At 34.9% G+C, this 26202-nt stretch carries 17 protein-coding genes, 1 tRNA gene and 1 pseudogene; 9 read left to right on the forward strand and 10 right to left on the reverse strand.

Annotation, left to right across the window (positions count from 1 at the left end; translation table 11 throughout):
* The first annotated feature begins 86 nt into the window (after nucleotides 1–86).
* Entirely contained in the window at nucleotides 87–1718 is a 1632-nt protein-coding gene (locus H8R24_RS11725) for a TonB-dependent receptor (RefSeq protein WP_225876815.1), read from the forward strand.
* Between the two features lie 120 nt (nucleotides 1719–1838).
* Here H8R24_RS11725 and tsf read toward each other — a convergent pair whose 3' ends face one another.
* The 4 genes from tsf to rplM all read right to left on the reverse strand — a co-directional run bounded on the left by tsf (nucleotide 1839) and on the right by rplM (nucleotide 4600).
* Nucleotides 1839–2663, reverse strand: a complete 825-nt coding sequence (gene tsf / locus H8R24_RS11730; protein WP_187019268.1) for a translation elongation factor Ts — start codon at nucleotides 2661–2663, stop codon at nucleotides 1839–1841.
* 119 nt (nucleotides 2664–2782) lie between these two features.
* Nucleotides 2783–3574 carry a 30S ribosomal protein S2 gene (gene rpsB / locus H8R24_RS11735; RefSeq protein ID WP_187019272.1) on the reverse strand — a complete coding sequence of 264 codons (792 nt, stop codon included), beginning with the start codon at nucleotides 3572–3574 and terminating at the stop codon, nucleotides 2783–2785.
* Nucleotides 3575–3758: 184 nt separating this feature from the next.
* Entirely contained in the window at nucleotides 3759–4145 is a 387-nt protein-coding gene (rpsI, locus tag H8R24_RS11740; RefSeq protein WP_132108702.1) for a 30S ribosomal protein S9, read from the reverse strand.
* Nucleotides 4145–4600, reverse strand: coding sequence for a 50S ribosomal protein L13 (gene rplM, locus H8R24_RS11745; protein ID WP_187019274.1), 456 nt, complete (start codon nucleotides 4598–4600; stop codon nucleotides 4145–4147). The genes rpsI and rplM overlap by 1 nt, the downstream gene beginning before the upstream one ends.
* Nucleotides 4601–4959: 359 nt before the next feature.
* Here rplM and H8R24_RS11750 point away from each other — a divergent pair, with 359 nt between their 5' ends.
* Nucleotides 4960–5985: a LacI family DNA-binding transcriptional regulator gene (locus H8R24_RS11750; RefSeq protein ID WP_187019276.1), complete on the forward strand. Its 1026-nt coding sequence runs from the start codon at nucleotides 4960–4962 to the stop codon at nucleotides 5983–5985.
* A 76-nt stretch (nucleotides 5986–6061) separates the two neighbouring features.
* On the opposite strand, the gene polA is transcribed toward H8R24_RS11750, so the two are convergent.
* Together polA and H8R24_RS18190 are read right to left on the reverse strand one after the other, a co-directional pair.
* A complete protein-coding gene (gene polA / locus H8R24_RS11755; RefSeq protein WP_187019277.1) occupies nucleotides 6062–8914 on the reverse strand; it encodes a DNA polymerase I in 2853 nt (950 codons plus the stop codon).
* A 1007-nt stretch (nucleotides 8915–9921) separates the two neighbouring features.
* Nucleotides 9922–10181, reverse strand: a pseudogene (locus H8R24_RS18190) (DNA polymerase); the annotation flags it as partial.
* 309 nt (nucleotides 10182–10490) lie between these two features.
* Between H8R24_RS18190 and H8R24_RS11765 the strand changes: the two are divergent.
* From H8R24_RS11765 to H8R24_RS11775, 3 genes are all read left to right on the forward strand, one after another.
* A complete protein-coding gene (locus tag H8R24_RS11765; protein ID WP_187019281.1) occupies nucleotides 10491–11984 on the forward strand; it encodes a hypothetical protein in 1494 nt (497 codons plus the stop codon).
* Between the two features lie 187 nt (nucleotides 11985–12171).
* Nucleotides 12172–13404: a metallophosphoesterase gene (locus H8R24_RS11770; RefSeq protein ID WP_187019282.1), complete on the forward strand. Its 1233-nt coding sequence runs from the start codon at nucleotides 12172–12174 to the stop codon at nucleotides 13402–13404.
* A gap of 72 nt (nucleotides 13405–13476) precedes the next feature.
* Nucleotides 13477–13773, forward strand: a complete 297-nt coding sequence (locus H8R24_RS11775) for a thioredoxin family protein (RefSeq protein ID WP_187019284.1) — start codon at nucleotides 13477–13479, stop codon at nucleotides 13771–13773.
* 7 nt (nucleotides 13774–13780) lie between these two features.
* On the opposite strand, the gene H8R24_RS11780 is transcribed toward H8R24_RS11775, so the two are convergent.
* Complete coding sequence (locus tag H8R24_RS11780; RefSeq protein ID WP_187019327.1) at nucleotides 13781–14419, reverse strand: polysaccharide deacetylase family protein; 639 nt, start codon at nucleotides 14417–14419, stop codon at nucleotides 13781–13783.
* Between the two features lie 86 nt (nucleotides 14420–14505).
* On the reverse strand, nucleotides 14506–17817 hold the full coding sequence (locus H8R24_RS11785) for a glycosyltransferase family 117 protein (RefSeq protein ID WP_187019286.1): 3312 nt from the start codon (nucleotides 17815–17817) through the stop codon (nucleotides 14506–14508).
* A gap of 255 nt (nucleotides 17818–18072) precedes the next feature.
* On the opposite strand from H8R24_RS11785, the gene H8R24_RS11790 reads away from it, so the two are divergent.
* Nucleotides 18073–18143 (forward strand) — tRNA-Gln (locus tag H8R24_RS11790).
* An 85-nt stretch (nucleotides 18144–18228) separates the two neighbouring features.
* Here H8R24_RS11790 and H8R24_RS11795 read toward each other — a convergent pair.
* Nucleotides 18229–19053 carry a universal stress protein gene (locus tag H8R24_RS11795; RefSeq protein ID WP_187019288.1) on the reverse strand — a complete coding sequence of 275 codons (825 nt, stop codon included), beginning with the start codon at nucleotides 19051–19053 and terminating at the stop codon, nucleotides 18229–18231.
* A 174-nt stretch (nucleotides 19054–19227) separates the two neighbouring features.
* Here H8R24_RS11795 and rimP point away from each other — a divergent pair, with 174 nt between their 5' ends.
* The 3 genes from rimP (at nucleotide 19228) to infB (ending at nucleotide 23948) form a co-directional block, all read left to right on the forward strand.
* The gene (gene rimP / locus H8R24_RS11800; RefSeq protein ID WP_187019289.1) at nucleotides 19228–19692 is read left to right on the forward strand and encodes a ribosome assembly cofactor RimP; all 465 of its coding nucleotides are present in this window, start codon (nucleotides 19228–19230) and stop codon (nucleotides 19690–19692) included.
* A gap of 13 nt (nucleotides 19693–19705) precedes the next feature.
* Nucleotides 19706–20959 carry a transcription termination factor NusA gene (nusA, locus tag H8R24_RS11805; RefSeq protein WP_187019291.1) on the forward strand — a complete coding sequence of 418 codons (1254 nt, stop codon included), beginning with the start codon at nucleotides 19706–19708 and terminating at the stop codon, nucleotides 20957–20959.
* 112 nt (nucleotides 20960–21071) lie between these two features.
* Nucleotides 21072–23948 (forward strand): translation initiation factor IF-2, encoded by a 2877-nt coding sequence (infB, locus tag H8R24_RS11810; protein WP_187019293.1) that lies wholly within the window; start codon nucleotides 21072–21074, stop codon nucleotides 23946–23948.
* Nucleotides 23949–25729: 1781 nt separating this feature from the next.
* Here the strand turns inward: infB and H8R24_RS11815 are convergent.
* Entirely contained in the window at nucleotides 25730–26119 is a 390-nt protein-coding gene (locus H8R24_RS11815) for an SPOR domain-containing protein (RefSeq protein WP_187019295.1), read from the reverse strand.
* Between the last annotated feature and the right edge of the window lie 83 nt (nucleotides 26120–26202).

Genomic DNA, 26202 nt, shown 5'->3' on the forward strand with positions numbered 1-26202 from the left:
CTTTGCATTTAAACAAGAAAAAGTAACTCTAAATACCTGTGTTTTATTGGATTTGCAATTTTTCAGCAAGCCCTAAAATAAAAGCATTGGGATTTTTAAATACGGATGAAAATGATTTTTTTAGAAATAGCTTTGAAACCTTCACAGCTGCAGCAATTAGTTTCCAGAACACAGAAGATTTTGTGGGTAGAAAAACCAAGATCGCTGGATTTGGAAAACTAGATTTAACCTACGATATTTCTACAACTAAAACACTCGAATATACAGGGAAATTTAATAAGTCCAACGAAAAAAATAGCAGTGATTTAGGATTTAATGCTAATGTACTTAATGAACGCCTCAATACAAACAATCAACTCTTTGATCAAAAAATAGTATTTACGAACAAGTTCAAAGATAAAAAAGTTTTTCTGCTTTCCGGGAGATATATCAATGAAAAAACACCACAAAGCTACTCGGTAAATCAGTTCATCTTTCAAGATTTGTTTGCAGCTAATGCAAATAATACAAGACAATTTACGGAGAACAGCATGGAATTTGCCGGTGTAGAAGGTTATTTATTGGACAAAAAAGAAAATGGAGATTTATTAGAACTAAAGGTAGGCAATAAGTTTCGATTAGACCATATAAACACTCGTTTTGAATTAGTTGATAACCAAAATAATATATCGGCTCCTGATGGCTATCAGAATAGTCTAAAGTACAGTACAAACGATTTGTATGCATCCATCAAGTACCGTTTTAAGTTCAATAACTTTACCATACTTACTCAATCAGATGTTCACCAACTGTTTAATTGGATAGAAAATTTTGACGTTAGCAGAAGCGAAAGTCCTTTTTTTATAATTCCAAAAATAGGAGTAGACTGGATAATAGATGAGAAGAATAAAATCATGACCTCTTACTCCTACAATACGACGAACGCTAGTATTTTGGATTTGTATTCAGGCTATGTGCAAACTGGTTTTCGCTCTTTTTCAAAGGGATTAGAGGTCTTTAATCAATTGAATGCATCTAATGCTGTTTTGAATTATTCTTACGGGAATTGGGGCGACAAGTTTTTTTTGAATACTTTTCTACTGTATGCAAAGAACAATGACTTTTATAGTACTAATTCGTTCGTATCTCAAAATTTTTCCCAGTCTGGAAAAATAATTATTAAGGACAGAGCGTTTTTATCACTTTCGTCTAGTGTAGACCGGTATTTTAAACCTATAAAATCCAACTTAAAAGTCAACTTTGGGGCAACCAAGACCAATTTTAAAAACAGCGTAAATAACTCTAATCTTCGCGAGGTTAAAAACTTTAGTGCTGATTATGGTTTTGAATTACGCTCTGGATTCAAAGGTTTTTTTAATTATCATATTGGTTCAAAATGGAATTACAACCAAGTAAAAACTAGCACGGCTATTGCGTTTACGGATAATATGATCTTTTTTGATTTGTCGTTTATGTTTAGTGATACGTTTAATGTACAACTACAATCAGAACGTTATTTTTTTGGAAACCTGAATAAAGACAGTAACAAATATTATTTTTTAGATCTAGAGGCGCGGTATGTGGTAAAAGAGAATAAGCTCACTTTTTTCCTTTCAGGGAATAATTTATTTAATACCCAAACGTTTAAAAACTATAGTGTTTCGGATATCAGTATTTCAAAGACGGAGTATCGATTACAACCAAGATATGTGATGTTAAAAATGGAGTATCGTTTTTAGCAAGGACATTCAAAAGAAAAGATAATAGATTGGGCTGGAGGGTCTAAATAGTGCTAAAAGTAAAATCCCATTTCAAAGCAATTTGAAATGGGATTTTTATATTTTAAAAGTGTGCAAGGATTAACCTAAAGCAGCTCTTTTAAATCCTGTAACTACAAGGTTTTTATCTAAAGAAGCAACATAAGCAGCAACGCTTAATTTGTTATCTTTAATATAATCTTGGTTTACTAATGTATTGTCTTTAAAGAAACGAGCTAATTTACCTTTAGCGATGTTATCTAACATAGCTTCTGGTTTTCCTTCTTGACGAAGTAAGTCTTTAGCGATTTCAATTTCTTTTTCGATAGTTGCAGCATCAACTCCATCTTCGTTTAACGCGATAGGAGACATTGCAGCAGCTTGCATAGCTACGTTTCTAGAAACTTCTTCAGCACCAGCAGGAGTCGCAGATAAAGCTACTAAAGTAGCGATTTTGTTTCCAGAGTGGATATAAGATCCTACGAAAGCACCTTCTAATTTCTCAAAAGTTCTGATTTCAAGTTTCTCACCGATAACACCAGTTTGCTCGATTAATTTCTCAGCAACAGTGATTCCTTTGTACTCAGCAGCTAAGAAAGCTTCAAGAGTGTCAAAGTTCAATGCTAAGTTTGCTAATTCTGTAGCCATAGTTACAAAACTTTCGTTCATTCCTACGAAGTCAGTCTCACAGTTTAGAGTGATTACTACACCAGCAGTTTTGTCAGCGTTAACAACAGCAATTGCAGCTCCTTCAGTAGATTCTCTATCTGAACGATTTGCAGCAACTTTTTGTCCTTTTTTACGAAGGTTTTCGATCGCTAAATCAAAATCTCCTTCTGCTTCAACTAGTGCTTTTTTGCAGTCCATCATTCCTGCACCAGTAGCTGTTCTTAATTTATTTACGTCTGCAGCAGTTATTGTTGCCATGTTGTATTTGTTTAAAAGATTAAAAGATTGAAGAATTTAAAGATTAAAAATAGTGTTAATTTGACATTGGCACTTTAAGTAATCTTTAAATCTTTCAATCTTCAAATTTATTTATGTTTTTATTTTTCTTCAGTTGCAGGAGCAGCTGGAGCTACTACTTCTTCAGTAGCTGTTGCTACTGCTGGAGCAGTTTTTTCAGATGCATCAGCATCTTTATCAGATCCTCTATCAGAAAGACCTTCAGTGATAGCAGCTGTAACTAAAGTTAAAATTTTATCAATTGATTTAGAAGCATCATCATTTGATGGAATTACGAACTCTACTTCACGAGGATCAGAGTTAGTATCAACCATTGCAAAAACTGGAATGTTTAATTTTTGAGCTTCTTTTATTGCGATGTGTTCAGCTTTGATGTCTACTACAAATAATGCAGCTGGTAATCTAGACATGTCAGAGATTGAACCTAAATTTTTCTCTAATTTAGCACGAAGACGATCCACTTGTAAACGCTCTTTCTTAGAAAGTGTCATGAAAGTACCATCTTTCTTCATTTTATCAATAGTAGCCATTTTTTTAACAGCTTTACGGATAGTTACGAAGTTAGTTAGCATTCCACCAGGCCATCTTTCAGTGATGTAAGGCATGTTTGCAGCTTTTGCTTTTTCAGCAACGATGTCTTTTGCTTGCTTTTTGGTAGCAACAAATAATATTTTTCTACCTGATGCAGCGATTTTTTTCAAAGCTTCGTTAGCTTCTTCAATTTTTGCTGCAGTTTTATATAGATTGATAATGTGTATACCATTACGCTCCATATAAATGTAAGGAGCCATATTTGGATCCCATTTTCTAGTCATGTGTCCGAAGTGAACACCTGCTTCTAGTAATTCTTTTACTTCTACTTTGTTTGACATTTTTTGTACTAGTTTACGTTCTGTTGATTAGCAATGTTCCTTTTGCTTCTAGCAATATGCTATGGGCTATTGGCTTCATTTAGATGCTAAACTAATTCCTACCTCGGTAGGCAACAACAACATTGTTTTAAATTCAATAATAAATTCAATAAGTCTCGTCCAGATTTGAACAAGACAGGCAATATTAACGTTTCGAGAATTGAAATTTCTTACGAGCTTTCTTCTGACCGAATTTCTTACGTTCAACCATTCTTGGATCTCTTGTCAATAAACCTTCTGGCTTCAAAACTAATCTGTTTTCAGCGTTAACTTCGCACATTGCACGTGCTAATGCCATTCTTACAGCTTCTGCTTGACCAGTTGAACCACCTCCATAAACATTTACTTTTACGTCAAAGTTTGTAGCGTTTTCTGTCATAGACATAGGTTGCATAACTTTGTACTGTAAAGTAGCTGTTGGGAAGTAAGTTGCGAATTCTTTTTTGTTTACAGTGATTACTCCTGTTCCTTCCGAAACATAAACACGTGCAACAGCGGTTTTTCTTCTACCGATTTTGTGAATAACTCCCATTACTTAAGATCGTTTAGGTTAACTGTTCTAGGTTTTTGTGCACCTTGTTTGTGCTCTGAACCAACAACAACATTTAAATTTCTGAAAAGTTCAGCACCAATTTTGTTTTTTGGTAACATACCTTTTACTGCTTTTTCTACTAATAATGCAGGGTTTTTCGATTGCAATACTTTAGCAGTTAAAGTTCTTTGTCCTCCTGGGTAACCTGTGTGACGCATGTAAATTTTGTCATCCATTTTTTTACCTGTAAGGTTGATTTTTTCTGAGTTGATAACGATTACGTTATCTCCACAGTCAACGTGTGGTGTGTAACTTGGCTTGTACTTACCTCTTAAAATCATAGCGACTTTTGAAGCAAGACGTCCTAAGTTATGACCTTCAGCATCTACAACGATCCACTCTTTTGTAACAGTGGCTTTGCTTGCTGATTGTGTCTTGTAGCTTAATGCGTCCATAATAATTTTTTAATTAAACATTCCATCCCCATTAAAGGGGATGCAAAAGTACAATTAATTATTTTAAATACAAATACCTTAAAAGAATAATTTTATCTTGTTTTTACACTGATTATCAATTGGATATTTGGGAGCCTGTTCTATTTTTATCTTTTGGATTGGTAGATAATAGTTCTATCCTATTTTTGTATTACTTTTGTTATGAATAATAAAATTTTTATATTGCATCCTCAGCTTCTATTTTAGGTAGCATAATAAGGTCTTTTATTTAAGGAGTGTTACTTTGTTTTTGTTCGAAGTTAATAACGCTTTTACTTATTATTCTATTTATTACTAAACTTGACAATAAACAACCAATTATGAAAGTTAAAGCAACTCTTAAACAAATTGCAAAAGAGCTTAATGTTTCTGTTTCAACAGTTTCTAAAGCGCTTAATGATAGTCCGGAAATTAGTGATCAAACGAAAGTTAAAATTAAAGAATACGCTAAACTTAAAAATTACAAACCAAATGTTATTGGTCTGAATTTAAAGAATAGAAAGACTAAAACGATAGGTGTAATTATTCCAAATATCTTAAACTCGTTCTTTGCTAAAGTATTTAGCGGAATTGAAAAAGTGGCCGATGAGAAAGGCTACAATGTAATTACGTGTATATCTAATGAGTCTATCGTAAAAGAAATAAGTACGCTAGAGATGTTGAGTAATGGTACTATTGATGGTTTTATTTTGTCAGTTTCAGAGGAAGCTCAAAAGCTTCAAGAATATTCTCATTTTACCGAAATTATTAATGATGGAACTCCTATAGTTATGTTTGACCGTATTGCCGAGGGAGTCGAATGCGATAAAGTGGTGGTTGATGATTTCAACTCGGCACTTAATTCTACACAACGGTTAATTGATTTGGGTTGTAAAAACATCGCCTTGTTTTCATCAGTAGATGAACTTAGTGTTGGTAAATTACGCACAGATGGTTATTTGCAAGCGTTAAAAAATAACGGTGTAGCAGTAAACGAAACGATAATTTTAAGAACTAATTCTGAAGAAGACTTAAATGCTGCTATTTTGAATATCCCTGCAAAAGAGCCTATAGATGCTATTTTTGCTTTGGAAGAGACTGATACCGTTGCTGCATTAAAGTACGGACTAAAACATGGCTTTAAAATTCCTGAAGAATTATCAATTATTGGTTTTGCAGATGGAATATTAGCTTCAAGAAGGTTGACTCCAAGTGTTACCACTGTAAGTCAACATGCACCAGAAATTGGCGAAAAGGCCGCGCAATTGCTTATTGATCGTCTGGAAACGAAAGAAGAAAATGTACCTTTTAAAACTATCGTTATTAAAACCATTCTAAAAGAAAGAGAGTCTACCAGAAATAGTTAATTAGAATTTCTAAATAGTAAAAAAACCACTCCTTTTATTGAAGAGTGGTTTTTTTATGTTTTGAATGGATTTGAAATTAATGCGCTTCCAACCAGTTTTTCCCCATTCCTAAGTCAACCACTAATGGTACGTCTAAAACAAAAGCAGTTTCCATTTCGTGTTTAATCATCGGTTGAATTTTTTCTAACTCATCATTATGTACGTCAAACACAAGTTCATCATGTACTTGTAGTAGCATTTTTGATTTCCAGTTTTCGGATTTCAGTTTGTTGTGAATGTTAATCATCGCAATTTTGATAATGTCGGCAGCTGAACCTTGAATAGGAGCATTGACTGCATTACGTTCCGCACCACCACGTACGATGGCATTTTGTGAGTTGATGTCTTTCAAGTAACGACGTCTTCCTAAAACAGTTTGCACATACCCATTATCACGAGCAAAGTCCACTTGTTCGCTGATATAAGACTTCAATTGTGGGTAAGATTTGTAATAAGCTTCAATCAAATCGGCACTTTCAGAACGGGAAAGATTCGTTTGGTTCGAAAGCCCAAAAGCCGACACCCCATATATAATCCCAAAGTTGACTGTTTTAGCATGACTACGTTGCTCACGAGTTACTTCTTCCAGAGGTACATTAAATACTTTTGAAGCAGTCGATTTGTGAATGTCTTCGTTGTTTTTAAAAGCGGCAATCATATTTTCTTCTCCACTAAGTGCTGCAATCACACGCAATTCTATTTGAGAGTAATCGGCAGAAACTAAGGTGTAGTTTTCATCACGAGCAATAAAGGCTTTTCTGATCAAGCGCCCTCTTTCGGTACGAACCGGGATGTTCTGCAAGTTGGGATTGTTTGAACTCAAACGTCCTGTAGCAGCAACAGTTTGCATGTAGTCCGTATGTACACGACCCGTTTTTGCATCCACTTGGTTGGGCAAAGCATCAATATAGGTGCTTTGTAGTTTTACCATTTGGCGCCATTCTAGAATGTCACGTACAATTTCGTTATCGTTAGCAAGGTAACTCAAGACTTCCTCTCCAGTAGCGTATTGCCCTGTTTTGGTTTTCTTTTGTTTTGGTCCACCTATTTTTAATTTGTCAAATAAAACATCGCCGAGTTGTTTTGGCGAAGCCAAATTAAATTTCTCTCCAGCAGTTTCATATATTTTTTGTTCCAACGCATCGCTCTCAGCACCCATTTCGGTTGACATAGCGTTCAAGAAAGGAACATCAAGATTAATTCCTTCGGTTTCCATTGCGGCCAATACAGGCACTAGCGGAATCTCAATCTCATCAAATAATTTTTGAGTAGCTGTTTTCTCCAGTTCCACTGCAAAAAGTTCTTTCAGTTGGAACGTTACATCAGCATCTTCGGCAGCGTATTCTTTCACTTCTTCAAGAGCTACATCACGCATTGATTTTTGATTCTTTCCTTTTTTACCAATCAAATCTTCAATTGATTTTGGCGTATATTTTAAATAGGTTTCACTTAAAACATCCATATTGTGACGCATATCTGGATTAATCAAATAATGCGCAATCATGGTATCAAACAATTTTCCAGCTACGGTAATCCCGTAATTAGCCAGAATTTTCAAATCATATTTAATGTTTTGACCTATTTTTTCAATTTCAGTATTTTCAAAAAACGGACTAAATTTTTCCGCCAGGGCTTTCGCCTCTTCTTGATTCTCTGGAAACGGAACGTAAAATCCTTTTCCTTTTTCGTACGAGAAAGAGATACCTACTAATTCAGCATGCAAAGCATCCAGTCCAGTAGTTTCGGTATCAAAACAAACCGTACTTTGTTTTTGTAAATTTTGTAAAAGTAATTTAATCCCTAAATCGCCTTGAACAATTTGGTACGAATGCGGAGTGGTTTCCAGTGTTCCGTAAAACTGTTGGTGCACCACTTCGCTATCGTGGGTAGGCAAAGTAGCCGAGAACAAGTCAAATTGATCTTCGTTCTTTGGTTGTGGTTTTTTATATAATTTAGCGTCAGGTTCTGGAGCCATTTTGGCTCCCCCTCCTTCGGAGGGGGCTGGGGGGAGGAAAATAGCATCAAACTGCTCCGCCATTCTTCTAAATTCCAATTCGTTGAATAATTCATCCGTTTTCTCGACATCAGGTGTCGAAAGTTCGTAATCTGCCTCGTTGAAAGTAACAGGACAATCCAATAAAATTGTGGCTAAGGTTTTTGACAACAATCCTTTTTCCTTGTTTTCCTCGATTTTCTCCTTCATTTTTCCTTTCAGCTTGTCAGTATTTGCCAAAAGGTTTTCCATGGTTCCAAATTCCTTCAACAATTTCTTAGCCGTTACTTCACCCACACCAGGAAGTCCAGGGATGTTATCTGCAGCATCACCCATCATTCCAAGAAAATCAATCACTTGCTCCGGTCTTTCAATTTCAAACTTCGCCAAAACCTCAGGAACTCCCCAGATTTCAATTCCGTTACCCATACGAGCGGGTTTGTACATAAAGATGTTTTCGGATACCAGTTGGGCAAAATCCTTATCTGGCGTCATCATAAAAACTTTGTAATTTTCCTTTTCTGCTTGTTTTGCAATCGTTCCAATCAAATCATCTGCTTCATAACCTGCTACTTCAATAATCGGAATATGCATCGCATTCAAAAGTGCCTGTATATAAGGTACCGCAATTTTTATCGCCTCGGGTGTGGCATCACGATTGGCTTTATATTCAGGGAACAATTCGTTACGCAACGCACTACCGCCTTTGTCAAACGCCACCGCAAGATGGTCTGGTTTCTCACGCTTTATCACATCCATCAAGGAATTCATAAACCCCATAATGGCCGAAGTGTCCATCCCCTTAGAGTTAATTCTCGGGTTTTTGATAAAAGCATAATAGCCTCTAAATATTAAAGCGTAGGCATCGAGTAAAAAAAGACGTTTTTGAGCAGACATAGTAAAAAATTTTGTCGTAAAAATAAACAAACCTTTTTGAAAACCTCGCTTTTTTTAAGGGAAGTCTAATTATTTGGGCGTGCCACCAGCAAGATAAAGGGGCAACTCCTCTTTGTGCGTATTCGCCCCTTTACCTTGCTGCTGTCGTGCCTATCCGCGCTACTTCGGTAGCTAGCTCCTATCACTCACGCGGGTGTAGTGGAATTATTAGGGTTTAGTGAATTGATTTTGATGCGGTTAATCCATTAAGTTTGTCATTCCGAAGGAATCTCTAGTATTGTAAGCGGTTTGCGTGGGACGTTTTCAGCGAGACAAACGGTGAGGGTAAGAGGGATAGTGTGTTTGGCGTTTTTTTTTATAGAAGTGGTAACGTTGTGTTGGATTGTAGATCCTGCTAATCCATAAAGTTTGTCATTCCGAAGGAATCTCTAGTTTTGTAAGCGGTTTGTGTGGGACGCTTTCAGCGAGACAAACTGTGAGGGTAAGAGGGATAGTGTGTTTGGCGTTTTTTTTTATAGAAGTGGTAACGTTGTGTTGAATTGTAGATACTGCTAATCCGTAAAGTTTGTCATTCCGAAGGAATCTCTAGTATTGTAAGCGGTTTGCGTGGGACGCTTTCAGCGAGACAAACTGGGTGTGTTGAGTTTTACTGTAGTTTTTTTTGGTTATACTTTTAAAACTAACTATGAAAATCATTCGTAATTCCTAGCCCTGATCGCAGCGGTATCCTCTTGTTTTGCGATAGCGAAAACAAGAGATATAGCGAAGAGCAGGAGGGAAGGTTGTTTTGAAAACGGGATGTTCTGCTCCTAAAAACAATATACCGAAGTTAAAGTTCATTACTTTCTTCTTATTTGCTTCAGGTATGTCATTATTTTTTGTAAAAATTGATCCAAATGGGTGTTGGAATGCACTTTTTTATTGCTATTTTTTTTTAGTAGGGTTGTATGCTTTTCAAGTTTTTAAACCGATTTTGAAATCAAAGTCGGTTTTGATAGGGTATTGCGTTCAGCACTTTCAGCAGAGGAAAGATTCGTTTGGTTTGATAAGCCAAAAGCCGAAACCCCATAAATAATTCCAAAGTTGGCTGTTTGAACACGACAAGGATGTTCCCGAGTTACATATTATAAAGGACATTAAATACCCTTTAAGCAGTCGATTGGTGAATGTCTTCATTATTTTTAAAAGTGGCAATTGTGTTTTCTTCGCCACTAAGGGCTGCAAATGGTTTTTTGTTCAAATGCCTTCTTTCTGTACGAACAGGAATATAAAAGTGCAATATTAAAAAGATAATAATGTTTGCTTTGGCGGTATTTATGCTTGGGTGGTAATAGAGGTGCAATGAGAGTTCTGTAACCTGATGATTTTGAAATAGGTAGCTCATTTTTACGCAAGAAAAAAGAAATGCTATTTTCATTGTAGTACATAACTTATAAAACAATAAAAAACAGGTCTTAATCAAGTAAATTATGTATTTAATCGATTAAATATGTTTTTAATCGATTTTATTTGTAGGTTTGTATAACTAAATTATTGAAACGATAGAAATATTTGTTGAATACTAAATTTTAACATCATGAAAAAAACTACTTTTTTTAAATTCGAATTGTCTTTTTTCCTTTTGACATTCATGTTGTTTGCGCTTAGCACTGTAGCTCAGGTAGGTATAGGTACAGTGACTCCGGCTGCTAGTTCCGTTTTGGATGTGTCTTCAACCACTCAAGGGATGTTAACGCCAAGGATGACTACTACGCAGCGTATGGCTATTGCTTCTCCTGCAAATGGTTTGATGCTGTACGATACTGACTTGAAGTCTTTTTATTATTATGATAGTTCAATATCGTCCTGGACAAAAATGGGTGCATCTGCAACAAGTGATAGATTAAATTTCAAACGTATTAAATCAACCGATGTTTTGGCAACGGTATTGGCTGCAGAGAAAGCAGCGGGTGGAGGAACTAAGTATTTGTTAGATTCTCAAACATTGTATGAAATTAACGGTACAATTGTATTAGACTTACCAATCGAATTAAATAATGCCTACATCGCAGGTTTAGATTCTGGTGAGGATAAATTAGTAAAAATGACTGGTGATTTATTCGTAGGTAGTACAGGTGGGTCTGTTAGAGTAGTGACTTTAGTAGCCGCTGCAGGAAATGTATTTAATATTACAGCTGTTGGGACTCAAAACCTTATCCTTAGGGATGCCATCATAGCTAATTCAGCAACAGTAGGTAAGATTGAGGGGTTTCAATTAGTCTTTATAAGTATTGTACAATTGGCAGGTAATAATGCGGGGATTGTATACAAAGATATTAGTAAATTATTGATCACAAATATGGGGTGGTTTGGTACAAACTCAGGTACGTATGAAACTTTTCAAGGTACATTTGGTTTAGTCGAAAAAACGGGTGGTTTTAGTGAAGTAATTGGAACAAAGATCGGTATTGATGTTTCGTCTAATCCTGTTATTTCGGGTGATGGTGTAATTAAAGATGTTGTGTTTACAGGGACGTTGACTACTGGTCTATATATCAAGGGGTATACAGTTGGCAGTTATTCAGGATATAACTTTAATAATAAATGGACGGTTAGTTGTCCGGGTGTGCCTAGAGAGGATGACAGTGAAGCGGCCGGAGATATGAACTTCGATTACTCTGTAGGATCTGGAGCTGCTACCACTTTTAATACTTCAAATCCAAGTAATACAGTGAAATTGTTAGGAACTTCAGTTACGAACAATGTGTTTCGTTTCTCAACTGATGGATTAAATAATAGGTTAAGATACCTAGGGCTTAAGAAACGCTTTTTTCAAGTTACCGGTTCAGTTTCTTTTCAGGTAAACAATCCGGGTACTTACATTATTTACATTGCTAAAAACGGTAGTCCAATTTTACAGTATAAAATTTACGGTAGAGGTTTGGTTTCTAGCGACATAGTTGTTTTACCATTAATTGCTGCTACAGAGCTTGCAACTAATGATTACATAGAAGTTTATGTACAGCGTTATACAGGTACAAGTTCAAGTGATTATATCATCACGCCAAACTTGAATATAGTTGTGAATTAGTTAGTTTTGATTAAATGTAATATCGATCTAATGTTTGTATTTTATAAATGATGGATACATGATCAAGCCAGCAGCAGTGCTGGTTTTTTTATAGGTATTATAATTAGTTGTTGTTTTTAGTTAAATATTGATTAATATCAATGCGTAGTCTTTTCTTAATTTGTTATTTTGTCAAAAAAATATAATAATGATTTTTCGCATCTTGTTTCTTTTGGTTTTTTTGCTAATTATAGAGGTTTACGCATTTCAAGCATTCAAAACTTTAGTGAAGTTAAAATGGATTTTGGTTACTTATCAAGTAATAAGTGCGGTTATCTTGTTGTTTATTTTGTATTCCTTTACCAGATTTGATAGTTCAGTGGGCCAAACAAAGCAAACTATGTTTACCATGGGCTTGTTATTGGTGGTTTATGTTCCTAAGCTTATTTTGACATTGCTACTTCTAGGGGAAGATATTTTTCGAATGGGAGCTGGAGCGGTGAATTATTTTATAGCCAGTAATGATCAAGATTTTTTGGGATCAAGACGACGTTTTATCAGTCAGATTGGGTTAGGACTTGCTGCAATTCCTTTTGCGTCACTTATTTATGGTATTACGGTTGGTAGGTATAATTATAAGGTAATAAAGCAGCGCATTTTTTTTCCAGATCTACCCGATGCTTTCGATGGATTTACGATTACACAGATATCAGATGTGCATAGCGGAAGTTTTGATAACGCCGAAAAAATAAACTATGCAATTGATCTTGTTAACGAACAAAACTCTGATTTGATCCTTTTTACAGGAGATATCGTTAATACGCATGCCAAAGAAATGAATCCATGGATTGATGCTTTTAATCGAATAAAAAAACATCAGTACGGAAAATATTCGGTACTTGGGAATCATGATTATGGAGAATACGTTACTTGGCCAACCAAGGAAGCTAAAGAGGAGAATTTTGAAGCTATAAAAAGTTTATACGGACAAATAGGGTTTAAATTACTTTTAAATGAACATACTTATATCGAGAAAGGAAATGATAAAATAGCTTTGATAGGAGTAGAAAACTGGGGTCATAATTTTAAAAAAGCAGGAGATATTGAAAAAGCGTCTCAAGCTGTAGCACAAGATGATTTTAAAGTTTTAATGAGTCATGATCCAAGCCATTGGGATTATGAAATTAAAAATCATCATAAAAATTTCCATCTTACGTTAGCGGGTCATACCCATGGTATGCAGTTTGGAATTGAGATTCCGGGTTATTTTAAATGGAGTTTAGCACAGTATGTTTACGCACAATGGGCTGGTTTGTATGAGAATTTGGGTAGATATGTTTATGTCAACAGAGGTTTTGGGTATCATGCTTATCCTGGAAGGGTAGGAATTATGCCTGAAATTACCGTGATCGAACTAAAAAAAGGTAAGAATGTGGCATAATTCGTTAAAAATGCTACATTTGTAAATTACTATCTATCTTTTAATAGATTTAAAAATTAAATTTTTGGTTTTATGTCAAAATTTGGAGAACTTATAAGCGCACATGTACCTGTGTTAATCGATTTTTACACAGATTGGAATGAATCATCTGTTTCGATGCATCCAGTTATTAGGGATGTAGCGGCAGCTCTTGGTGATAAAGCAAAAGTCATTAAGATTGATGTTGATAAAAATCAAGAATTAGCCGAAGCATTAAGGATTAAAGGACTTCCTACCTTAATGATTTACAAAGACGGACAAATGATCTGGAGACAATCTGGTGAGCTTGATGCAAATACAATCATTGGTATTGTACAAGAACAGCTTTAAGTCTTTTTTATTCTAATACATCACAATACAACTGATGCTTTTCGATGTAGTCTAAAACTTTAGGTAAAGTATGTTTTAGATTTTTTGATGCTTTGATGCTATCGTGAAATACAATTATACTTCCTGATCTGGTGTTTTTGATAACATTGTCTAAGCATTTTTCTTTCGAAATTGTTTGGTCAAAATCCGCACTAAGAACATCCCACATTATTATCTTATATCCCTGTGCTAGTAAAAGGCGTGCTTGATTATTTTTTATTTTGCCGTAAGGCGGGCGAAATAATAAGGTTTTCTGGTTGGTATGGTTGTATATCGACTCATTACAAAGCATGGTGTTTTCAATATATTTTTCGGTGCTGGTGCTCCATCCATTCAAATGATTCATGGTATGGTTGCCTATTGCGTGGCCTTCGATTAGTATTCTTTTAAATAAAGCCGGATTCTCTTCGATGTTTTTTCCAATACAGAAAAAAGTGGCTTTTGCAGATCGCTTTTTAAGTTCGTCTAGTACCCATTCTGTAACTTCGGGAGTTGGTCCGTCATCAAACGTAAGATAGACTTTGTTGGCACTGTTTGGAATGTCCCAAGTATACTTTGAAAATATTTTTTTTATAAAAGAGTTGGTTTTTATCCAATACAATTTCATCTGTTGTTTTTGATTAAAATTAAAAAAAAATGTAGCAATATCATCAGACATTGCTACATTTTTTTCATGTTATTGTATGTTTTAATTTATTCTTTTTTACGACCAAAACGTTCAAACATCGAGATGTAAGTATTAAACACCGTTTTGTTTTTGTTGTAATAAGCAGTATCGCCATTTTCATTCATGACTTGCAGTAGTCCTCTGTAGCGCTCAAGATCAGTAATAATGTCAATAGCTATGCTTGATTGCTCTGATGGAGCTAGTTTAGCATAGTAATTTAAATTCTCTTTGTATTTATTGATAAGGGTTTCAAGAAGTTGATGTGCTTTTGCTTTTTCGCCTACTTGATAATATCCTCTTGTGAATGGTTCTAATAGAGAATAGTAACCAAATTTCTCTAATGGCATTTTTGTCATGGCTAATTCAATAACTTGTTTAGCCTTGTCTTTTTTGCCTTCTTCGATTAATTTATCCATCAATCGAGCAAGATTAGTTCGGTAAGTAATGCTTTCTCTTCTAGTTTCAGGATCATGGTATATTTTATCACTTTCGCTATTTCCCCAATCCCATTTCATGACATTAGTAAACATTTTGTCTGAGTCAATTTGCCCCATGTCTAGTGGGCTTCCGTCTTTTGGTACAGCGGTTTTGATAGGTACAAGTTTGTAAATCATTCCGTCAAGCTGAAGGTAATTTTTCATCCACAAGTAATCTTCATCGTCAAATGCTCCTGGGCTAAAGAAAACAGGTCTTTTCCAGTCGTTATTAGCAATGATATCTAGCATCATAAGACGGTTTTTGTACAAGGCATTTCCTTTAATGTCAATATCAATATAGGGAACAATAGAGTCGTAGTATTTAGGAGCAACAACTTTATTTTTTATGATATTATTTTTGTCAATTGTAATTCGAATTTTATTTGTTGGATAAAAATGAATCGTTTGACCGTTTTGCATGTCAACAGTTGATTTTGGGTTTTTTATAAAGTTGATAAAATCTTTTATTTCCCATCTGCTTTCTGTTTTTGGAATATGTGCTACGTAATCTAATTTGTCTCCTACGTATTCATCATGTGTGAATGAGATAGGTAGCGGGTTAGATTCGTATGTTTTTGTTTTCATTTGATCAATATACCAATCCGTCATAAAAAGGCTGGTGTTGACAATTTTAACGTCTGTTCTAATGTTTTCAATCTCTTGGGCGTACCAAAGAGGGAAGGTATCGTTGTCCCCGATTGTGAATAGTATGGCGTTAGGATCACATGAGTTAAGGTACGCTTTTGCCATTGCTGTAGCAGTGTATTTACCAGAACGATCGTGGTCATCCCAGTTTTGTGAAGCCATAAGAACTGGCGCAGCAAGAAGTGAACCCGCAATGATAATAGGTCCTGCTATTCTTGGAGCTAGGTATTTTTGTAGACTTTCGTAAAGAGAATAAACTCCAAAACCAATCCATATAGCAAAAACATAGAATGAGCCTACAAGTGCATAATCACGTTCTCTAGGTTCAAATGGGCGTTCGTTTAAGTATATTTTTAGTGCTAAACCGGTAAATAGAAATAGAGCTAGTAACACATAGAAGCTTTTTAGGTCCTTGCTAGCATGGTACATTAAGCCAATTAGGCCTAAGATAAAAGGAAGGAAGAAATAGACATTACGACCTTTATTGTTTAGAACATCCGAAGGAAGGTTTTCTTGTGATCCTATATGTAGATTATCGATAAAATTAATACCACTAATCCAGTTTCCGTCTTGGTTGTTGTATCGACCTTGTTCGTCACTTTGACGTCCTACAAAATTCCACATCAAATACCTCCAGTACATATAGCCAAATTGGTATTCGACCATAAAACTTAAGTTGTCTACCGTTGTAGGTTTTTCAATGATTAGGTAGTCGCCGTAGCTTTTTAAGAATTTAATGTAACCATCGTTGTCAATTTGTTTTTGCGCGTAAGCGTGTCTAAATTCGGTGACTGTTTTTTCAACCTCATTTTTCAACTGAGCGATTGCCTTGTTGTAATCTTCCTCAGATAATTTACTAGCGTCAATTCCGTACTGCGCTAAGTCTTTTTCGTATTGATAGTTTGGATTTATTTTGAATTCTGGCGCATTGGTGAAATTCATGTAGTTTTCAGCATGCTCTGTACTCCACATTCTAGGTAAAAACGTTTTTTGCTTGTCGTCACGATTTTGCTCAGCGTTTTTGAAGTTGTTTACAATAACGTATTTTCCTGTTTTGTAATCTCTCTCATAGTTTGGTGCTTTGTCAAAGTAAGGATTATCTTCATCGATGTCCGAAAAAGCTTCTGTGTATTGAGGTCCGTAAAATAAGGGGTTAACGCCATATTGTTCTCTGTTGTAGTAGGCAAGAACTTCGGCAGCATCAGAAGGTTTGTTTTCGTTGATTACCGTATTGGCATTAGCTCTAATAGGAAGCATCATCCAGGTTGAGAATCCAATTAGAATGAATAAGACGCATAAAATCAATGTATTGAATTGTACTAGTCCTTTAGCGCGAGTGTATTTTAAGCCAAAGTAAAAGAAAGCAATTAGTGCTAGAGTCACAAATATACTTCCAGAGTTAAAAGGCATTCCTAAGCTGTTCACCATGAATATTTCGGTTTTACCAAAGAAAGCCATGGTTAGAGGAAGAAGTAATTTGAAAATAAATAATAATATAGAAATCACTACCACATTGGCAATAATGAAATTTTTAATAGTAACTGTTTTGTAATTTTTGAAAAAATATAAAAAACCAATTGCTGGAATAGTAAGTAAAGCCATGAAGTGTACCCCAAAGGATAACCCTACAACTAGAGCGATAATTAGTAACCATCGATCTCCCCTTACGGTATTCATTTCTTGTTCCCATCTTAATCCTAACCATAATAGCAAGGCAATCAAGACAGAAGCCATAGCATAAACCTCGGCTTCAACAGCATTAAACCAAAAACTATCTGAATAAGTGTAAGCAAGTGCGCCTACAAAAGAACTTCCTAAAACTACAATAGCGTTGCTTTTACTAAGGGTAGCTGTCTCGTTCTCATTTGTACTGTCGTCTGAAACTCGGAGTACTAGTTTTTTTAAAATCATTGACGATGACCAAAACAAAAACAAAATAGTAAATGCGCTTGAAAACACAGAGGTCATATTAACCATTAATGCAATATGTTGGTCGTCTGAGGCAAACATGGCGAAAAACGCTCCTATCATTTGAAACAATGGAGCTCCCGGAGGGTGTCCAACTTCAAGTTTAGCTGCTGTAGCGATGTACTCACCACAATCCCAGAAACTCATTGTGGGTTCTACAGTAAGTGTATAAGTTATCAGTGCGATTCCAAATGTAATCCATCCTAGTATTGTATTCCATTTATTGAAATTGAATGTCGCCTTATTCATGTAATAAATTTTAGTTAAAAATTAAGTTACAAAGAAAATGTTTTTTTATTTAAGGTTAGAGGCATTAACAAAATTTTCTGTGAAAGTATTTGTATTTTGTAAAGTATTGGTTTTTAGTAATTTTCGAATGATAGTCGTTGCGGTTGAAAAAAAAGCGCATTTTTTTTTAATAAAAACGCTAAAAAAGTTTGCGCAAACTAAATATTATTATAAATTTGCACTCGCTAAGCAACAATGCTGCTACAGCAATTAAGCTGGTCCATGGTGTAATGGTAACACTACTGTTTTTGGTGCAGTCATTCAAGGTTCGAGTCCTTGTGGACCAACGAAAGCCTCTCAATTTATTTTGAGAGGCTTTTTTTTATGGATTATATTAAAAATTTTTTTTATTCGAAATCGAAGTTGTTTTTATTATATTTTGAAGGTGATTACTGGTTTTATAGCGTGGTTTACTAAGTCTTCGCTGATACTTCCGGAGAAAAAGTGGGATAATCCGGTTCTCCCGTGTGTACAAAGTCCAATTAAATCAGCATTTATTTTTTTTGCAAAATTTAAAATTCCTTTTTCGATATTGGTATCATTGTAGATTGTGGTAGTGTAATTTTTAAGATTAAAATCGGCTAGAAAGTTGCTTATTATATTTTCTGAAACAGCTGTTGTTTTAAAACTGTTTGGAGTACAAATCATAACAAGATGCAAATTAGCGTCAAAAAAACGAGTAAATTCAATCATCTTTTCAAATGGTTTTTTGATCTCATTTGAAAAATCTGAGGCAAAAACAAAGTTTACAGGATGGAGTTGAGTAGTGTCTTTTTTGATAACTAAGACTGGAGCGTTTGATAGGCGTACTACTTTCTCTGTGTTTGAACCAATGAGTATTTCTTCAATACCTGAAATCCCGTGAGATCCCATTACGATTAGATCTATTGCATTTTTATTGGAATAAGAAAGGATGCCTTCGTGTGGTCTTTCAAATCGTACAAATTCATTAATTTCGATATTTTCGTCCTTAAATGTTTCTTTTATTTTTGCCAGACTGTCGTTTGCATTCTTAATATGGAGCATTACTTCAGGAATTCCTGTGGCGCTATTTATGGCGTCATTTGTTTGATGCGGAATTTCCAACAGATGAAGTAGGCGAATCGTGCTATTATTTTTTTTTGCGATTTGGATGGCAACTTTTAAAGCGTTTTCTGCATGTGCAGAAAAATCGGTTGGGACTAAAATTTGTTTCATAATTCCGAGATTAAAGTATACGAAAATCCTTTATTTTAAGGCTTGAATAAAGATAAGAAATTATTTAACAGCAATCAATTATTTTGGTTTATAAAAAAAACACTATATTTGCACCGTTATTTATTAAAATCTAGATAATGAGGGGACTAAATGTCCCCTCTTTTTATAAAAAATATGACATTTAAAGAAAAAGTAAATACGTTGTTGTTAAAAGGCCTTGAAGAGAAGCCTTCTATTTTCTTGATAGATCTTGTGGTTACAGATGCTTTTAAAGTAATTGTAGGCCTGGATGGAGATAATGGAGTGGCACTTCAGGATTGTATTGATGTAAGTCGTTTTATTGATGCAAATTTAGACAGAGAGGAACAAGACTACGCGCTGGAAGTAGCGTCAGTAGGAGTTGGTTCTCCTTTAAAATTGATCAGACAATACAAGAAAAATGTAGGTAGAACACTGATTGTAAAAACAGCAACAGAAAATATAGAGGCAGAATTGGTGGAAGCTAACGATGATTTTGTAATTTTGTCATGGAATGCAAGAGAGCCTAAGAAAATTGGAAAAGGTAAAGAGACAGTTCAAAAAAGACTTGAGATACCTTATGGAGACATAAAAGAAGCAATTGTTACAGTAACATTTTAATTAAAGAATTCGCATGGAAAATTTAGCATTAATCGATTCATTCTCAGAGTTTAAAGATGATAAACTTATTGATCGTGTAACGCTTATGGCAATTTTGGAAGATGTATTTAGAAATGCATTGAAGAAAAAATACGGTTCAGACGATAATTTCGATATTATTATAAATCCTGATAAAGGAGATATGGAAATTTGGAGAAGAAGAGTAATTGTTGCGGACGAAGATTTAGATTTTGAAAACGAAGAAATTACTTTGACTGAAGCAAGAAGAATCGAAGCGGATTTTGAAATTGGCGAAGAAGTTTCTGAAGAAGTAAAATTAATAGATTTAGGTAGAAGAGCTATTTTAGCTTTACGCCAAAATCTTATTTCGAAAATACACGAACACGACAATACAAATCTGTACAAGCAATTTAAAGATTTAATTGGAGAGATATATACTGCCGAAGTGCATCACGTGAGACCAAGAGTTGTAATTTTGGTTGATGATGAAGGAAATGAAATTGTTTTACCAAAAGAAAAACAAATTCAGTCTGACTTTTTCCGTAAAGGAGATAATGTTCGCGGAATAATTGAAAGCGTTGAATTGAAAGGAAATAAACCTCAAATCATTATGTCTAGAACTTCTGAGAAGTTTTTAGAGAAATTATTTGAACAAGAAATTCCAGAAGTTTTTGACGGTTTGATTATGGTGAAAAACGTTGTGAGAATCCCAGGTGAAAAAGCAAAAGTAGCTGTAGAAACTTACGATGATAGAATTGATCCAGTTGGTGCTTGTGTAGGTATGAAAGGATCACGTATTCACGGTATTGTTCGTGAATTAGGAAATGAAAATATCGACGTTATTAATTTTACAAGTAACGTACAATTATATATTACAAGAGCATTAAGCCCTGCTAAAATTTCTTCCATTAAGATTAATGAAGAAACGAAAAGAGCTGAAGTGTTTTTGAAATTAGAAGAAGTTTCTAAAGCAATTGGTAGAGGTGGACACAATATTAGATTGGCTGGTTTGTTAACTGGTTATGAATTGGATGTAATCCGTGAAGGCGATGTAGCTGGAGCAACTGCTGATGAAGATGATGTTGAATTAACAGAGTTTTCAGATGAAATAGAAGAATGGGTAATCGAAGAATTTGCGAAAATTGGATTGGATACTGCAAAAAGTATCTTGAAACAAGACGTAGAGGATTTGGTAAGAAGAACTGACCTAGAAGAGGAAACGATTCTAGATGTAATGAGAATATTGAAAGAAGAATTTGATAGTTAGTCAATAAATCTTCAACGATAAACATGCCGGTTTGCAATTAATCCTTACTCGATAAATATCGATTTGGAAGTAAATCGAGGAATAACAAAAAAGGTAATAATAAAAAGGTTTTATGTCTGAAGAGAGAATTATTAGAATAAACAAAGTTTTAAGGGAATTGAACATTTCTTTGGAAAGAGCTGTGGATTATCTAAAAGATAAAGGGATTGCTATTGAGTCAAATCCAAACACAAAAATTTCTGATGATGTGTACAATGTCTTGTGCGGTCAATTTGCAGGTGACAGAGGGAAAAAGGAAGCTTCAAAAGAAGTAGGAGAAGAGAAGAGAAAAGAGAAAGAAGCGTTGCGCGTGGAACGAGAAAAAGAAATCGAAGACAAACGCAAACATGAGGATGAAGTTTTAAAACAACAACAAGAAGTAATTAAGGCGAGAGCTGTAGTTACAGGTCCTGTTCAAGTTGGAAAAATTGACCTTAATCCTAAAAAAGTGGTTGCTCCAAAAGCAGAAGTTGTAAAGACAGAAGCACCAAAAGCAGCAGTTCCTGAAGAAAAACCAGTTCAAAAAGAGCCAGTTCAAAAAGAACCAGTACAGGAAAATCTTGTTTCAGACAAAAAAGAAGTAAAACCTACTGTTGAAGTTAAAGAAACTGTTAAAGAAGAGAAGAAAGAAGCTGTGAAAAAGGTTGCGAAGGCAGTCGTTCCAGAGGTTAAAGCTGCTCCAAAAACAGATGAAGCTCCGGTGGAAGAAGCGATCACGACGCAGTACCAAAAATTATCTGGTACTAAGTTAACAGGTCAAACTATTGACTTGTCTCAATTCAACAAACCGAAAAAGAAAAAAGAAGAGCCAAAAATTACACCTAACAAACCAGGCGCGCCCGGTGCTGCAGGTGCTAATAAAAATAAGCGTAAAAGAATAGCTCCAAAACCTGGAACACCTAGACCTCCTGGAGTTCCTGGTGCGCCAAATCCGAATAAGATTACTCCTAATACTGGAGGTGGTGGATACAATGCCAACAGAAGTTCTAGACCTGGTTTCGTAAAAGGGAACAGGCCTGCTATTGTCGCAAAAGTGGAGCCTACGGAAGAAGAAGTTAAAAACCAAATTCGTGAGACTTTAGAGAAGCTACAAGGTAAAAAAGGTGGTAAATCTAAAGCGGCTAAGTATAGAAGAGACAAAAGAGATACACACCGTCAAAAATCGGATGAAGAGCAAAGAGCAATAGACGAAGGAAGTAAAACTATTAAGGTTACGGAATTTGTTACTGTTGGTGAAATTGCCATCATGATGGATGTGCCTATTACTAAAGTAATTGGTACGTGTATGTCACTTGGTATCATGGTTACCATGAATCAACGTTTAGATGCAGAAACATTAACAATTGTTGCGGATGAGTTTGGTTATGAAGTTGAATTCATTACTGTAGACATTGAAGAAGCAATTGAAGTAATAGAAGATAAAGAAGAAGATTTAGTATTTAGAGCGCCAATCGTTACCGTAATGGGTCACGTCGATCACGGTAAAACCTCTTTACTAGATTACATTCGTAAAGAAAACGTTATTGCAGGAGAGTCTGGAGGAATTACACAGCATATTGGTGCCTACGGAGTAACATTAGATAACGGACAAAAAATTGCATTCCTTGATACACCAGGTCACGAGGCGTTTACCGCGATGCGTGCACGTGGAGCTCAAGTAACAGATATCGCTATTATTGTAATTGCTGCGGATGATGATATCATGCCGCAAACCAAAGAGGCAATTAGCCATGCTCAAGCAGCAGGTGTGCCAATTATCTTTGCAATCAATAAGGTAGATAAGCAAAATGCAAACCCTGAGAAAATTAAAGAGAAGTTAGCTGGTATGAATTTACTTGTAGAAGACTGGGGTGGAAAATTCCAATCTCATGATATCTCTGCTAAAATTGGAACAGGTGTAAAAGAATTATTAGAAAAGGTATTACTTGAAGCGGAAGTTTTAGATTTAAAATCTAATCCTGATAAAGCAGCTCAAGGAACAGTAGTGGAAGCTTTCCTTGATAAAGGAAAAGGATATGTATCTACAATCTTAGTACAACATGGTACTTTGAAAATTGGAGATTATATGCTTGCGGGTAAACACCACGGTAAGATTAAAGCAATGCATGATGAAAGAGGGAATTCTGTTTTAGTAGCAGGTCCATCTACACCAGTATCTGTTTTAGGACTTGACGGAGCAGCTACTGCGGGAGATAAATTTAACATCTTCCAAGATGAGAAAGAAGCAAAACAAATTGCTGCAAAACGTTCTCAATTAATGCGTGAGCAATCAGTACGTACACAACGTCATATTACACTTGATGAAATTGGACGTCGTATCGCTCTTGGTCAATTTAAAGAATTGAACGTGATCCTTAAAGGAGATGTTGATGGTTCGGTTGAAGCATTATCTGATTCGTTCTCTAAATTATCTACTGAAGAAATTCAAATTAACATTATCCATAAAGGTGTTGGAGCAATTACGGAGACTGACGTTATGTTGGCTTCTGCTTCTGATGCGATCATTATCGGATTTAACGTTCGTCCTGCTGGAAACGCAAGACAATTAGCTGATAAAGAAGAAATCGATATCCGTTACTACTCTATTATCTACGCTGCTATCGACGACTTGAAAGATGCGATGGAAGGAATGTTAGCGCCAGAGATGAAAGAAGAAGTATTAGGTACTGCTGAGATTAGAGAATTGTTTAAAATCTCTAAAGTAGGAACTATTGCGGGTTGTATGGTTATGGATGGTAAAATTGCTCGTAATGCTAAAATCAGAATTATCCGTGAGGGTGTTGTGGTTCATGAAGGGGAATTAATTGCCTTGAAACGTTTCAAAGACGATGTGAAAGAAGTAGCCAAAGGTTACGACTGTGGTATCCAAGTGAAAGGTTACAATGATGTTGAAGAAAGAGACGTTATTGAAGCTTACCATGAAGTAGCAATCAAAAAGAAGTTGAAATAAAATTTCGATATAGTTTATTTAAAAATCCCGAGCAATCGGGATTTTTTTTGTTTTATACTTTTTTTAAATCGAGCGCAGTCTAGATATAGTAATGTTTCTATCGTTTTGCCTGAACTAATATTTAGGTCGGTGTGATCTTTTGGAGCGTATGAGTCGATTCTTTTTTGGAGCTATTTCCTGCTATCCGTTGCAATCTTTTGGGTTCGCTAAGGCGAACCCAAAAGGATTTCCACTTCTATCAGGGCTATGGGATATATATTCTATAGCCGTTCTAGTGCTTTTTGAAACACTGTACTGCTGTAAGAAATGTAGTGCTTAGCGTTTTCTTAATAGCGTTGATGTACAAAAAAATATTTAGTTTGTAATGCATAACATTGCTGTTGTTAATGTATGAATTTCGATTTTAAAAATAGTGTTAGAAAATGAAAATGTATGAGTTGGATTTATGTTTTGTTGTACTATTCATTGCGGACAAGCTCAAAAGATAATGGGGTGTGTTTATGAGTTCTTGAAAAAAAGGGAACTTCAGGTCATAGGATTTTGAAAAGAGATGCTACACTTGCCATAAAAAATAGTTAACTAGTAGTTTTTTTTTTGTTGTGGTAGACTTTGTAAACATTGTATAAAGCAGTATGTAGCCATTTTTTGGTTTTATATTACATTGTAGCGCACGTTAGAAAAAGTTCTTAGAAGTTAATTTAGAATCAAGTTTCGTAAGATTTATAAGGTTTTTTTATAAAGGGTAATGAGGTGTATTGGAGTTTGAATAATGATGTAGCCTTAAATTCAAACGATAATGATTTGCTTATTGCTATAGAGTAGGTAATAAGTGAAGAATATTTTTAAGGCTGAGATAGCATTCTTTTGAGTCTTCAACTTAGTGTAAATGTGAAATTGCTCTATTATCCGATTTAGATTGTATGAGGAAGTCGCTCATGTGGAGAATCTGTCTTGAATTGATTTTCTGATTAGATGTTGGGGTTTCGGGCTTTTCTTAAGTGTTACATTATTAAAATAGTGGAGTGATTAAGAATGCTGTATTGGATGATTTTGTAGTTTTTAGACGCTGAGTTTTAGGAGTAAAATATCAAAGTCTTGAGAGTTTTTTAAGTAAGTGTTGTAAGATGGTTGATCAATTGAAGTTTTTGTGCTAAGAAGTGCAGGACTAAATATGAAATATAATTTTGGTACAATGGTCGGTGGTGTTATGTTTGAGTAGCATCGGGCGTTATTGAATGATGCAAATAAATTATACTTGAGTTATGTTTGATGAATTTTGTAAATGAGTTATAAAAATAGTGTTAGTAAAATGCAGGTATTCTGGTAAATATTGTCTAAAGAGTATAATGAACTAGATATAAAGAGTGCTTTACTTGTTATTTGTTAGTTCTGATTAAAGTGGGGTTAAAAGTCTCTGTAGTGTAAAGACCCTGTTGGTGAATTAACCTCTGATGAAAAGCAAAGGTCAGTTTGGCTGGCGTTTTTTATTTGCTAGCTAGATCTTGCGTGTTTTAAGGCTTTTTAGTGGATTGGTAATGGAATTAATGGTAGGTATTAGTCTTTCGAAGAGCAGTCTATTATTATTTTATTTCGTTTGAAAAAGAAGTCATGAATGACGTGCGTATGCTTTGTTTTGTTATCAAATAATATTTCAAAGTTAAGTATTTCATATATCTGTATTCAAAGCAAAGATATGAGCGCGACCGAAGTTTTTACGAGGGCACCCCCAAATAAAAAAGCAACTCGGTTGAGAGTTGCTTTTTTGTAAAGTGATTTCTGATTTATTTTTGCGGTTTTATTAAAAAAGCATTCGAGTATTTTTTCTTAATTTCCACCAGATTCTTTTCGGCCTCTATTCGAGTTCTAAAATTACCAATCCATACTTTGTAGTTGGGTGTGTTGAAAACGATGGTTCCGTCAAGAGTACTGAATTCTTGTTTGCAATCATACAAAGATTTCTTGGCTTTATCACTTTCGCCACTAAACACTTGTATTTTATATCGCTCATTTACAGTTAGTGGGGTGTTTATTTTGCGTTTTTCGTTTAGTAATGCTTCAAATTTAGGATCCTGTTTAATGTTAAGATTAGTGTCTTGAGCTTTTGTTTTTTGTGTTAAAAAACAAACTATTAAAGCAAGGAAAGTGATTTTTGAAGGTGTTAAAATTCTCATAATGTGATGGTTTTTAGGCAAAAATAGTATTTATTGAACAAATGTAAAAGACAAATATTATTTAGAATTAATATAAATTGGAA

The organism is Flavobacterium muglaense (assembly GCF_014305155.1).
In the GTDB taxonomy this organism is placed as follows: domain Bacteria; phylum Bacteroidota; class Bacteroidia; order Flavobacteriales; family Flavobacteriaceae; genus Flavobacterium; species Flavobacterium muglaense.